This window comes from Paracoccus sp. J39, assembly GCF_000518925.1.
Taxonomy (GTDB): Bacteria; Pseudomonadota; Alphaproteobacteria; order Rhodobacterales; family Rhodobacteraceae; genus Paracoccus.
The window spans coordinates 123,902-136,635 of the sequence record NZ_JAEN01000014.1 but is presented as its reverse complement, the minus strand read 5'-3'; the positions used below and the strand labels follow the sequence as shown (position 1 = coordinate 136,635).

Below are 12,734 nucleotides of genomic sequence, written 5' to 3'. Positions count from 1 at the left end.
TCGCCGTCGATCAGGATGCCGTGCTTCTTCATGCGCTCGATGGGCTCCTGATGGCCTTTCACCCGGCGATGCGACATCTCGTAATAGGTGTCCGGCGGTCCGGGCATGAACGCCATGCCGGCCGCGGCGATNNNGTCGGTGCCGGCATAGATGTCCTCGGAGGCGATGGCGATGTGCTGGATGCCCTCGCCCTTGTATTCGCGCAGNTATTCCTCGATCTGGCTGTGGTCGTCNGTGGATTCGTTGATCGGGATGCGGATCTTGCCGTCGGGCGAGGTCAGCGCCCGGCTGACCAGGCCGGTCTGCTTGCCCTTGATGTCGAAATACTTGATCTCGCGGAAATTGAACGTGTCGTGGTAGAACTTGTACCAGGTGTCCATGTTGCCGCGGATGACATTGTGGGTCAGGTGGTCGAGATAGTAGAAGCCGAAGCCCTCGGGGCGCGGGTTCGGTTCGGCCAGCCAGTCATAGTCCGCATCATAGGCGCTGCCGGCATCGCCGTAGCGGTCGATGAAATAGAGCAGCGAGCCGCCGATGCCGTAGACCGCCGGCGCGTCGATGGATTTGCCCGCCCCGGTATATTCCTCGGCGCCCAGGTCCAGCGCCCGCTTCAGCGCCACCTGCGCATCGACCACGCGCCAGGCCATGGCGGGGGCGCAGGGGCCGTGGTCCTTGACGAAACCCGCCGCATGGCTGTCCGGGTCGGCATTCAGCAGATAGTTGATGTCGCCCTGGCGATAGAGCGTGATGTCCTTGCGCTTGTGCTTCGCCACCGGGACGAAGCCCATCTGGCGAAAGATGCGATCCAGCACCCCGGGCTGCGGATGGGCGAATTCGACGAATTCGAACCCGTCGGTCCCGGCGGGATTGCCGGCGCTGATCGTGGCTTTGGGGGCGTCATGCGGGAACGGTCCCATAATTTCCTCCTGTTCGCTCCATGTGCAGGAATGTGACACAATGTCGCTGCAAAGGGGTTGCAAATTTTGCGGAATCCACGCCATATTCGCATGAGATAAGCATATTGAGCTGGATTCTTGCGCGAAATGAATCTTGATAGCTTTGACATCGCGATACTTGTTGCATTGCAGGCCGATGGCGCGATGACCAATGCCGCCCTGTCCGAGCTGGTGAACCTGTCGCCCTCGCAATGCTCGCGCAGGCGGGCGGCGCTTGAACAGGCCGGTGTCATCGAAGGCTATTCGGCACGGCTCAATGCGGCCAGGCTCGGCTATGGGCTGCGCGCCATCATCCGGGTGAACCTGTCCAGCCACGGCCAGCGGAAAGACGACGATTTCGCCCGTTTCGTCGCCGCGCATCCGCAGATCCGCTCGGCCTTTTCGGTGTCCGGCGACGCGGATTACGTGCTCGACGTCAGGGTCCGCGATCTGGAGGCGTTTTCGGATTTCATCCATCGCCACCTGCTGCCGCAGCCGCAGGTCGCCCAGGTGCGCTCCGAGATCGTGCTCAGGACGCTCAAGGACGAAAAGGGCGTCGCGCCCGGTCTGGTCGCGACGTCCGATCCAGGCTGATGCGAGCTCAGATCTCGGCGAGGCCGGTTGCGAAGCGCCGCCAGTCCGCCACATAGCTCGCTGCCGATGGTGGCCGGAAAACCTGGATCGGCATGGATCATCGCGTGTTCCTGGATGTGGTGCGCGCGCCCACCAAGATCGGTTCGTTGTCGCCGCGCAGGACCGCGCCGGACCAGATGCCGACCTCGGGGCCGGGCGCGACATCCCCCACCACCGTGGCAGACGGCGCGATCCAGTAGTTGCCCCCGGCCGGCAGCCGGGGCCGGCGGTCATTCAGCCTGTAGAGGCTCATCCCGCTGTCCTCAGAACTTGTAGCCGGCGACGCGCGGCAACCATGTCGCCAGCTCGGGCACCGCCATGATCGTGAGGATGCCGCCAATCATCAGCAGCACGAAGGGCGCCGCGCCGCGGATCACCGTCGAGAGCGGGCTGCCGGTGATGCCCTTGATGACGAAAAGGTTCATGCCCACCGGCGGGGTGATCATCGCCAGTTCCAGATTGATCATCAGCAAGACGCCATACCAGATCGGGTCGATGTTCAGCGCGATCATCGAGGGCAACAGGATCGGCGTGGTGATCAGGATAATGGCGATGCTTTCCAGAAACATCCCCATCACAAAGATCATCGCCATGACCACGAGGATGAACAGCGTGGGCGTCAGGTTCAGCGCAATGATCAGTTCGGAGACCTGGTTCGGCAGGCGAAGGATGGTGATCGCATTGCCGAAGACCGCCGCGCCCCCGATGATGGCGAAGACCATCAGCGAGGTCAGCACCGTGTCGCGCAGGCAAAGGCCCAGATTGCGCAAGCCCAGATTGCGATAGGCCAATATCCCGACCAGCAGTGCGTAAAGGCAGCCGATGGCAGCGGCCTCGGTCGCCGTGAAGATACCGAAATAGATCCCGCCCATCACTACCGGAGGCATCAGCAGCGCCCAGATCGACTTGTGCATGGCGCGCCACACCGACAGCCAGCCGGGGAAGGGCGCCTGGTCGATCCGGCCGGACCGGCGGGCGCTGATCAGGCAGAAGACCGCGAAGACCAGGGCCAGAAGCAGGCCGGGAATGATCCCTGCCAGGAACAGCGCCCCGATCGAGGCGTTGGCCACCACCGCATAGAGGATCATCGGCCCCGAGGGCGGGATCAGGATGCCGAGCGTGCCGCCCGCCGCCACCAGCCCAAGCGCGCTGCGTTCGGGAAAGCCGTATCGCTTCATCTGCGGGATCGCTGTCTGGCCGATGGAAACGGCGGTCGCGACCGACGATCCCGAGATCGCGGCGAAGATCGTGCAGCTGAGGATGGTCGCCACACCGATGCCGCCCTTTACATGGCCGATCAGCGTGTTGGCCATCTGGAACAGGTCGTCGACCGCGCCGGACCGGATCATCAGCTGCGCCATCAGGATGAACAGCGGGATGGTCAGCAACACGGGCGAATTGAGATGTGCGAAAACCGTGTCGGCCACGCTTTCGACCGAGCCCTCGGCCAGGAACAGCACCGCCGATCCGGTCAGCAGCAGGGCGGCGAAGATCGGAATGCCCGACAGCAGCAGCGCGATCAGCCCGATGACGATGAGCAGTCCGGTCATTTCGTTTTCTCCTGCATGGTGCGCAGCAACCGCATCAGCGCCGCAAGTCCCAGGACGACGGCGCCGGGAACCATCGGCGCCTGCGCCCACCAGATCGGGATCTCCAGCGGGCCGGTGGAATAGGTGCCGAAGTCGCGGTTGAACAGGACGGTATGCCAGGCCGAGGAGGCAAGTATTGCCGCGCAGACGAGCACGCAGAGCGATGCCCAGATCTCGAGCCCGCGCTTGGCGCCGCGACCAGCCGAGGCGGTCAGGATATCGACCCCGATATGCTGGTCCAGGAGCAGCGCGCTGCCCAACCCGCAAGAGGTGATGGCGACGACCAGATAGCCGGTCAGCTCATCCACGCCGTTCAACGGCGCACCCAGCAGGTAGCGATAAAAGACCGCGATCACTACGGCCGCGAAACCCACCGCCACCAGCGCCGCCGAGACCGCCGCAAGCGTATGGATGGGCCAGGTCAGGAAGGACCAGAGCGATCCGACCCCTTCGCCTCTCAGGCCTTGTCGTTTGGCCGGATGCGTCACCGTCATTGCACCATCCTGTCGACCAGCTTCAGCAGTTCCGTGACGGACTCGCCGCCTTCCTTGATGAAAGCCTGATCGAAGGCGGGCTGCATCACGGCACGCAGGGCTTCGTTCTCCTCGGCGGTCGCAACATGCAGCGTCACGCCTTCGGCTTCCAGAAGACCCGGCGCGGCTTCTTCGGCCGCCAGCCCTTCCTCGACCGCCCAGACCGCGGCCTTCCTGCCGGCCTCGTCCAGGGCCGCACGCTGCGCATCGGTCAGGCCCTCGTAAAAGCGCTGGTTCATGTAGCCGTTGAAGAAGACCGATATGATGGGCGTCACCGTCATATGGTCCTGGACCTCGTAATATTTGCGAGCATAGGCAGCGGCCACGTCGGTAAGGGCAGCGTCGATGACACCGGTGGACAGCGCCTGGTAGACTTCGGACCCCGGCATCGAACTGGTTGCCGCTCCCATGGCCGTCAGGCCGGTGTCAAAGGCCGGGTTCAGACCGCGGATCTTGATGCCCCGGAAGTCGGCGGGCGCGGTCAGCGGCTTGCCCTTCGAGGTGAAGACGCTCATCCGGGTCTGAAACAGCCAGGCAATGTTCTTCAGCCGTTTTTCCTCCATCAGCCCTTCCAGATAGGCGGCGGGTTCGGAATCCGGCCAATTGCGCCAGATCTCGGGATCGCTGAAGGCATAGGGGCGCAGCGTCACGTTCATGGCGGGCAGGGTCTTGCCCCACTGGAAGTTGACCGAGAAGGCGCATTCAAAGCTGCCCTTGGCGACGGAGGGAATGTTCTCCTCGGGTTTCGCCAGAGCGTTGGCGCCGAACAGCTGAACATCGAGGTCGCCCTCCGACAGCGTCTCGACCTCGGCGGCCCAGCGTTCGATGACTTTCGCCACCTCGTGCTGCGGCGGCAACTGATGGCTGCAACGGATCGGCGTCGCTGCCATCGCCGGAAGCGTGGTCAGGACCAGCAGCGTCGTGCTGGCCAGAATGGTTCGTGCGGGCATTGGGTTCCTCCTCCCCGTGATCGTTGTCGGATCAGGCCGCCTCGGCCTGCCATTTCATCTCCTTGGGCGGGCCGGCTTGCGCCAGGGCGCCGTGAAGCTGTTCTTCGGGCATTTCGCGCGCCAGGATCTCGCGGATGGCGATGACCTCCTCCAGGTCGATGCCGGTGCGGATGCCCGCGGTTTCGAACAGATAAACCAGATCCTCGAAAACCACATTTCCGGTCGCGCCGGGTGCGAAGGGACAGCCACCCAGCCCCCCCAGCGAGGCATCGAAGACCCGCGCCCCGGCATCATGGGCCGCCAGCGCATTGGCAAGGCCCATGCCGCGTGTGTCGTGCAGATGCACGACATAGGGCCGCTTGCCCATCAGCGCGGTCATGCGGCGGCACAGGTCGGCGATCTGGCGCGGCCCTCCATAGCCCACGGTATCCGCGATGCCGACCAGGTCGACGCCCGCATTCAGGCAGAGCTCGGCCAGCCGCTCGACCTCGGCGGGATCGACCGCCCCCGACAGCGAACAGCCGGTCGCCATGGCGATGCCCACATTGACCAATGTCGCCGAACCCGCCTCGTCGCGCAGCCGCACGATGTCGGCGATCTCGGCCAGGGATTGCTCGCGCGGACGGCGGGCATTGGCCATATTGTGCGCTTCGGTCGCGGACAGCACCATGGTCAGTTCGCTGACCCCGGCGGCCAGCGCGTCGCGGGCGCCGCGCTCGTTCAGCGCCAGCCCCAGCGCATGGGCGCCCAGCCCGTTGACCAGTTCGGTCAATGCGCGCACGTCGGCAAATTGCGGGAAACGGCTGGCGGGAAGGAAGGATCCGACCTCGAAATGCCTCACGCCCGCAGCATGTTCGCGCCGGATCCATTCGGCCTTGGCTTCCGTCGAGGGAAAGCCCTTGGTCAGCTGCAGGCCGTCGCGCAGCCCGACCTCGCGCAGGATCAGCTGCCCGGCGGGATAGACTCGCTTCACATCGCTGACCATTACGCCTTCTCCATCTGCGGCAGGGACGACAGGATCTCGGCCGTGTGTTGGCCGATCGACGGCAGATCGGCGTTGGCCGGCACCGGCGCCGCGCCATCGACCGAGAAGGGCAGGCCCGGGGCGCGGAAATCCTTCTTGTCGGCATAGCGCGAATGAATCAGCCCGCCGGGACGCGTGACATGCGGATCGTCATACATCTCGGCCGGCCGGGCGATCGGCGAGCACAGCAAGGCCGCGGCCTCGCAAGCGGCCAGGAGATCGCCGAAGTCGCGGCTGGCGACGGCCTGCGCCACGATGGGCAAGGTCCAGTCCCGCGCGGCAATCTGGTCAGGGCGGGTCTGAAGCCGCGGGTCAGACAGCAGATCCTCTAGCCCCAGCACATGGCAAAGCGCCGTCCATTGCGTCTCGGTCACCGCGCCCATGAAGATCTGGCGGCCGTCGCGAGTCTGGAAGATGTCATAGACCGGCCACGAGAATATGCGCTCCGGCATCGGCGGGCTTTCGGTGCCTTCGATGTCGAATTGCACCATGTGCTGCGCCACCAATAGCAGGCAGTTCTCGAACAGGCCCGCGCGCACGACGCTGCCCTTGCCATCCCGGCCGCGCCGGATGATCTGACCCAGAACGCCATACGCGGCGAAAAGCCCGCCCATGATGTCGTTGGCCGAAGAGCCGATCCGCAGCGGCCGTCCTGTCGGCCCGGTCATGTAGGCCATGCCGGTCATCATCTGCACCAGCTCGTCCATGGCGGCGCGGTTTTCGTAGGGCCCTTCCAAGAAGCCCTTGCAGGACGCGACGATCAAGCGCGGGAAGCGTTTGTGCAGGCTTTCGGGGTCGAGGCCCATCTTCGCCAGGCTCTCGGTGCGGAAATTCTCGACGAAGACATCGGCCGAGTTCAGAAGCTGCTCGAGATCGGCGCGGCCTTCGGGCTGCTTTATGTCCAGGACCACCGACTTCTTGCCGCGGTTGAAGGTGGGAAAGAAACCGGCGCCCATGCCGGTCAGATTGCGAGTCTTGTCGCCCTCGGGCGGCTCGACCTTGATCACCTCGGCCCCCAGGAAGGCCAGGAACATCCCACAGGACGGGCCCATGACCATATGGCTCATCTCGACGACGCGGATGCCGTCCAAAGGCAGATTCATCGATTTCCTCCCGTTTCTCTGTGCACGGAGGTTGCCAAGCATCAAGGCATCGGACAAATAGAAGATACAGATCCACGATATCTGTAAAACAGATGGATGAGCATGAATGCCGCTGAGCCTGCGCCAGCTTCGGTATTTCGAGCATATCGCCCGCATCGGGGTCATTGGCCATGCCGCCCAGGATCTGGGCGTTGCGCAATCCGCGCTGAGCCATCACATGGCCGAGCTCGAGGCGCAGCTGGGCGTGCGCCTTTTCAACCGCCGCCCGCGCGGTGTCGCCCTTACCCCGGCGGGCGAGCGGCTTCATGAGCATGCGCAGGTGATCCTTGCCGCGCTGGAGCGCGCGGAAGCGGACGTGCGCGACTTCACCGAACAGGCGGTGGGACCGTTCGTGCTGGGTCTCTGTCATACGGCGACCGAGGTTGCGGCCCTGACGATCATGCAGAAGGCGGCCGAACGGCTGCCGGGTATCCACCTGACCATCGTCGAAAGCGTCAGCGGCAACCTGCTAGCGATGATGCTGCGGGGCGAGGTCGACCTGGCCGTGGCCTATCAGCCGCCCGAGGACAGCCGGTTCAACGCCCTGCCGATCCTGAACGAACATCTTTATCTTGTCGGCCTTCCGCAGATGATCGGATCCCAGGATGCTCCGATTTCCTTCGACGACCTGCCTCAGGGGAAGGTGCTGGCGCTGAACCTGGTCCGGTCCTCGCGTTCGATCGTGCACAGCCAGTTCTTGCGCCGCCAGATCACCCCCCATCCGCAGCTTGAGATCGAATCCCTCAGCGCGCTGATCCAGGCGATGCGGGCGGGGCTGGGCTGTTCGATTCTCGCACGCGCAACGGTGGCGGAGGATCTTGCCAAGGGCAGCCTCCACGCGCGCAGGATCAAGGATCCCGAGCTGACCCGGACGCTTTATCTGGTCGTCCCGGCAAACCGTCCGCGGCGCCGGGTGGATGACGAGATGCGCAAGCTCATCTCGACAACTCTGGTTGATGCTGTGGCTGCGGGGCGTTGGCCCGGTGAACGTCTGATGAGCTCTGCGTAACTTAACATGTCGCAGAAAATCATTGCTGCCAGCATTCTCGAACAGACGATAGCCTGGGCAACACCGCCCGGACCTGCCCAAAAGCACAGCTGAACTCGGGCCCGCCAAGCGGGTTAAATCGGCATGAATCTGCCGATTCGGCCGCATTGTGCAGCGGCCTTTTGCGTATGGGTAACGATTTCAGCGGAGGTCTTTTCATGGCGACGATTCCCGGAACCGCAGGCGACGACAGCCTCCTCGGAACGGCCGAAGACGATTTCATCGAAGGCGGTGCGGGCCATGACACGCTCAACGGCGGGCCGGGCAGCGACACGGTCGATGGCGGCGAAGGCCGCGACCTGCTGTTCTGGGACGAGGATGCGGATGCCTCCGGCGTCCATGACGTCTATCACGGCGGCAGCGGCGGCGAGGATTTCGATCCCAGCCCCTATACCCATGCGGGCGGCGACACGCTGAACCTCGGTCATGGCGGCAGCGGGCTGGGCGGCTTCACCGTGCAGTTCGACAGCGCGCAATCCGGCCAGGCCCAGGACGCCTATGGCAACAGCCTGGCATTCGACGGGTTCGAGCGGCTGGTTTCCGGCGGGGGCGCCGATTCCATCGACGCCTCGGGCGCGACGATCACCGACGGGGTCGGCATCCGGGCCTATACCGGCGGCGGCGACGACACCGTCATCGGCAGCGCGGCTGCGGATTACATCCATGCCGGGGTCGGCGACGATCTGATCCATGGCGGCGACGGCGACGACGTCATCGAGGCGGGGCCGGGGGACGACACCGTCTATGGCGAGGGCGGCAATGACGGCATCCGCTGGGGCGACGGCCATTACGACGGTCCCGTCGGCAACGACCTGTTCTATGGCGGCGAGGGCTACAACACGCTGAACGCCTGGCAGCACGACACTGCCGGCAATGGCGTGCGCATGGCGCTGACCATCTCGGACAGCGGCACCGTCGATGCCACCGGCCCGGCCGCAACCGGGCATCTGGAGTTCTACGAGTTCCAGAACCTGCTGACCGGCAACGGCAACGACACGGTGGACGGCTCGGCGGCGGGGGTGGACGGGTTCCGCGTCTATACCGCCTGGGGCGACGACCTGATCCTCGGCAGCGCCGGCAATGACACGATCGAGGGCGGTTTCGGCTCGGACACGATCGACGCGGGGGCCGGCGACGACCTGATCTCGATGGCGGCCGACCTGTTTGCCGCCCATGCCGCGCCGGATGACGGGGCGGACCTGCTGGTGCTGCGCGACGGGTTCGGCAACGACACCGTGCGCGCCTTCACCATCGAGGCCGGGCTGGACGAATGGGGCAACCCGATCCCGATGGATCGGCTGGACGTCAGCGATCTGCACGATGCCGATGGCAATCCGGTCGATCTGGACGACGTGACCGTGATCCCCTTTGCCGACGCCTTCGGAACCCATGCGAAGCTGATGTTCCCGAACGGCGAAAGCCTGGTCCTGCACGATGTCGATCCGGCCCAGCTGACCCGCGAGAAGCTGCGCGAAATCGGCATTCCCTGCTTCTGCCGCAGCACGCTGATCCAGACGGATCGCGGCGCCGTCGCGGTTGAACAACTGCGGGTGGGCGATCTGGTGCAGACCCGCGACCATGGGTTGCAGCCGATTCGCTGGATCGGGCGGCGGGCGCTGGATGCGGTCGATCTGGCGGCGGCGCCGCGGCTGCGGCCGATCCGCATCCGCGCCGGGGCGCTGGGGCGGGGGGTGCCGGCCCTGGACCTGACGGTCTCGCCGCAGCACCGCATCCTGGTCCGCTCGGCCATCGCGCAGCGCATGTTCGGCTGCGCCGAGGTCCTGGTCGCGGCCAAGCAATTGCTGGCGATCGAGGGCATCGAGCAGGTCGAGGCCGAGGCGGTCGAGTATTTCCACATCCTGTTCGACCGGCACGAGATCGTGCTGTCGAACGGTGCCGAGACCGAGTCGCTCTATACCGGCGCCGAGGCGCTGAAGGCGGTCGGCAAGGCGGCGCGGGACGAGATCCTGGCGCTGTTTCCCGCCCTTCGCGACAGCCCGGCCGAGGCGGCGCGGCCGCTGATTCCGGGTGCGAAGGCGCGTCAGCTTGCGCAGCGCCATGCGCGGAACCGAAAGGCCCTGAATGGATAAAATATCAACCGAAAGGTGAAAACGCAGCGTAAAAACCGGGGTTGAACTGTCCAAAAGGACAGGTGCCTTGACTTCAGTCAATTTAATCTAATCCGCCCCGGATAGGCGATTCGGGCGGGGTGTCCTGCTGTTCTTTCTTCAAAGCCTATCCCCAACGACATCGAATTGGGGACAGACATGGCCGTGATTACTGGGACAGCGGGCAATGACAGCCTGCGCGGAACCGTGGGCCGCGACACGATCAACGGATTGGCCGGGCGCGATACCCTGAACGGCGGCCATGGCAACGACTCGGTGCATGGCGGGCCCGGCGCGGATACGCTGATCTGGGAACAGAATCCCAACGCGACCGGCGGCCTGGACCTCTATTACGGCGGGCTTGCCGAGGAACGCTATGACGCCAATCCCTATGGCGACCTCTCGGGCGGCGACCGGCTGCATCTGGCCGGGCTGGCCGGGTTCCGCGTCACCTTCAACACCAGCGAGAACGGCTTCGCCACCGATGCCTTCGGCAACCGGCTGAACTTCTGGGGCATCGAGCGGCTGCAGACCGGCAACGGCAATGACTGGATCAGCGCCCAGGGCGCGCCGCTGAACGCCGCGCGCGGCACCGGCGTGAACCATACGCCGGCGCATGGCGTGACGATCAACAGCGGCGGCGGCAACGATTACGTGCATGGCGGCCCGGGCGACGACGTCCTCGACGGCGGCAATGGCAACGACACCATCTTCGGCGGCAACGGCAACGACCTGCTGATGCCTTCGCAGGGCAATGACTATGGCCATGCCGGCGCCGGCGACGACAATGTGCGCTGGGGCAATAACGGCGGCATGGCGCCGATCCAGAACATCGGCCACGACACGCTGGTCGGGGGCGCCGGCTACGACCTGCTGAACATGTGGGCCAAGGGCAATGCCGAGAACACCGTCGGCGTCAATGTCGTGTTCACCAGCCGCAGCGCCGGCAATGCCAGCTATCCGCAGGGCAACGGCACCTTGGTCTTCAGCGAGTTCGAGCTGTTCTGGACCCATGAGGGGCGCGACACGGTGACGGCCGCCACGGCCAATATCGGCCTGAACGCGCAGGGCATCCATATCAACACCCGCTGGGGCGATGACCGCATCACCGGCAGCGCCGGGCGGGACACCATCGAGGGCGGTGCCGGCGCCGATACCATCGACGGCGGTCGCGGCAACGACTTCATCTCGATGTTCGAGGACATCTTCGCCTCGAACGGCGCCTCGGTCCTGCCGGATTCGTCGCGCGACGTGCTGATCCTGCGCGACGGTTTCGGCGTGGACACCGTCCGCGCCTTCCAGGTCGGCGACGTGCGCGACGCCGGCGGCAACATGCTGCGGCCCGGCGACCGGCTGGACGTCAGCGGCCTGCATGATGCGCAGGGCAATCTGGTCGATGTGAACGACGTGCGGGTCTCGGCGCAGGGCAGCAGCGCCGTGCTGAGCTTTCCGAACGGCGAGCGGCTGATCCTGGAGGGGGTGAATGCCGCCACGCTGACCCGCGCCATGCTGAACCAGATGGGCATTCCGCTGACCACGGGCCAGAGCGGGCAGGTCTCGGCGCAGGCGGTGCGCACGGCTTCGGCCGAGGAGGGCGCCGCGTCGGCGGTCCTCGTCGCGCCGCTGGACGGCGAACTGGGCGATGCGGCCGATCCTGGCGCCGCGGTGCTGCGGCATCTGGGCTGGCTGGGGCAGGGCGGCGACAAGGCCGGTTCCGTGCTGGACGAGGGGTCGCATTCCGGCGGCTGGAACCCCCGCGCCCTGCTGGACGCCTATCTCCAGCAGGCGCAGCAGGACGGACCGGAGCCGCTGCAGGCGCTGAGCCTGGCCGACAGCCTGCAGTTCGACTGGCACTGAGCGCAGCGCCCGCCGGCGCACCGAGCGAAGGGCGCGTCTGCGTCGCTGCGGGCGGGCGCCGTTACTTCCCCGTCTTGTTGTCCTCGGCCCGGATCGCCAGCGCCCGGCGCACATGCCCCGGCAGGATGGCGAAGCCCTTCGCATAGCGCAGGAACAGCCGGCGCGGGTTCGACAGCATCCGCCACAGCCATTCCAGCTTGATCCGGCGCAGCAGTTCCGGCGCCCGCCGCTGGTGGCCGGACAGGAAGTCGAGCCCGGCCCCGATCGAGGCGAAGCCGACATCGCCCAGCCTGTCCCGGGCGCGGATGGCGAACAGCTCTTGCCGCGGCGCGCCAAGCGCCAGGAAGCACAGCCGCGCGCCCGAAGCGCGGATGCGCTCGATGATCGCGGCCGCTTCCTCGCCCATCGGGTCGAAGGGAAAGCCCGGCGCATGGGTCAGCGCCACCCGCAGCCCCGGAACGGCGGCCTGCATGCTCTGCGCGGCCAGCGCCAGCGATTCGTCGCTGCTGCCGATCAGCGCCACGGGCAGGCCGGCCCGCGCCGCCTCGGCCGCCAGCGGCAGCACCAGGTCCGAGCCCGGCGCCAGCGCCACCGGCCGCCCGGCGATGCGCGACAGCCAGACCACGGGGTTGCCGTCGGCGCAGATCAGGTCATGCGCGGCATAGGCGCGGCGGAAAGCGGCGTCCTCGCCCAGCCTTTGCAGGTGATCGACGTTGATCGTGGCGATGGCGAAGCCCTGCCCGTCCTGAAGCCGCTGCCGCACCGCGGCCAGCAGGGCGGAAGAATCCCGACAATTGATCCGGACGGCATTGCCGTCGGGAAAGCTGAAATGCATGATATGCCTCGGTCCGGCTGGAATCCGCGGCAGGATGTGTTGATGGCGAGGGGATTGCAACGTCCTTCCCCGCCGTGGAT

Annotated in this window: 12 protein-coding genes; 4 read left to right on the top strand and 8 right to left on the bottom strand. The window is 65.9% G+C overall.

Annotated features, from left to right (window positions below; all coding sequences use genetic code 11):
- A partial coding sequence (gene hppD, locus L632_RS0114870) for a 4-hydroxyphenylpyruvate dioxygenase (RefSeq protein WP_028717066.1) occupies positions 1-917 on the bottom strand: 917 nt, incomplete at its 3' end.
- A gap of 126 nt (positions 918-1,043) precedes the next feature.
- Here hppD and L632_RS0114865 point away from each other — a divergent pair.
- The gene (locus L632_RS0114865) at positions 1,044-1,529 is read left to right on the top strand and encodes an Lrp/AsnC family transcriptional regulator (protein ID WP_036714446.1); all 486 of its coding nucleotides are present in this window, start codon (positions 1,044-1,046) and stop codon (positions 1,527-1,529) included.
- A gap of 97 nt (positions 1,530-1,626) precedes the next feature.
- Here the strand turns inward: L632_RS0114865 and L632_RS0114860 are convergent, their stop codons facing one another.
- The 6 genes from L632_RS0114860 to L632_RS0114835 are packed head-to-tail and all read right to left on the bottom strand — an operon-like array spanning position 1,627 to position 6,767.
- The gene (locus L632_RS0114860; protein ID WP_028717064.1) at positions 1,627-1,821 is read right to left on the bottom strand and encodes a hypothetical protein; all 195 of its coding nucleotides are present in this window, start codon (positions 1,819-1,821) and stop codon (positions 1,627-1,629) included.
- Positions 1,822-1,831: 10 nt separating this feature from the next.
- Complete coding sequence (locus L632_RS0114855) at positions 1,832-3,118, bottom strand: TRAP transporter large permease (protein WP_028717063.1); 1,287 nt, start codon at positions 3,116-3,118, stop codon at positions 1,832-1,834.
- Positions 3,115-3,651: a TRAP transporter small permease gene (locus tag L632_RS22770; RefSeq protein ID WP_051416340.1), complete on the bottom strand. Its 537-nt coding sequence runs from the start codon at positions 3,649-3,651 to the stop codon at positions 3,115-3,117. The genes L632_RS0114855 and L632_RS22770 overlap by 4 nt, the downstream gene beginning before the upstream one ends.
- A complete protein-coding gene (gene dctP, locus L632_RS0114845) occupies positions 3,648-4,640 on the bottom strand; it encodes a TRAP transporter substrate-binding protein DctP (RefSeq protein ID WP_028714260.1) in 993 nt (330 codons plus the stop codon). The genes L632_RS22770 and dctP overlap by 4 nt, the downstream gene beginning before the upstream one ends.
- 31 nt (positions 4,641-4,671) lie before the next feature.
- Complete coding sequence (locus L632_RS0114840; RefSeq protein WP_036698386.1) at positions 4,672-5,625, bottom strand: hydroxymethylglutaryl-CoA lyase; 954 nt, start codon at positions 5,623-5,625, stop codon at positions 4,672-4,674.
- Entirely contained in the window at positions 5,625-6,767 is a 1,143-nt protein-coding gene (locus L632_RS0114835) for a CaiB/BaiF CoA-transferase family protein (protein ID WP_028714262.1), read from the bottom strand. The genes L632_RS0114840 and L632_RS0114835 overlap by 1 nt, the downstream gene beginning before the upstream one ends.
- A gap of 106 nt (positions 6,768-6,873) precedes the next feature.
- Here L632_RS0114835 and L632_RS0114830 point away from each other — a divergent pair, with 106 nt between their 5' ends.
- The 3 genes from L632_RS0114830 (at position 6,874) to L632_RS0114820 (ending at position 11,819) form a co-directional block, all read left to right on the top strand.
- Positions 6,874-7,815, top strand: coding sequence for a LysR family transcriptional regulator (locus L632_RS0114830; RefSeq protein ID WP_028714263.1), 942 nt, complete (start codon positions 6,874-6,876; stop codon positions 7,813-7,815).
- Between the two features lie 197 nt (positions 7,816-8,012).
- A complete protein-coding gene (locus L632_RS0114825) occupies positions 8,013-9,944 on the top strand; it encodes a Hint domain-containing protein (protein ID WP_028717062.1) in 1,932 nt (643 codons plus the stop codon).
- Positions 9,945-10,121: 177 nt separating this feature from the next.
- The gene (locus L632_RS0114820; protein ID WP_028714265.1) at positions 10,122-11,819 is read left to right on the top strand and encodes a calcium-binding protein; all 1,698 of its coding nucleotides are present in this window, start codon (positions 10,122-10,124) and stop codon (positions 11,817-11,819) included.
- A gap of 61 nt (positions 11,820-11,880) precedes the next feature.
- Here the strand turns inward: L632_RS0114820 and L632_RS0114815 are convergent, their stop codons facing one another.
- Positions 11,881-12,654 carry a WecB/TagA/CpsF family glycosyltransferase gene (locus tag L632_RS0114815; RefSeq protein ID WP_028717061.1) on the bottom strand — a complete coding sequence of 258 codons (774 nt, stop codon included), beginning with the start codon at positions 12,652-12,654 and terminating at the stop codon, positions 11,881-11,883.
- Positions 12,655-12,734 lie beyond the last annotated feature (80 nt).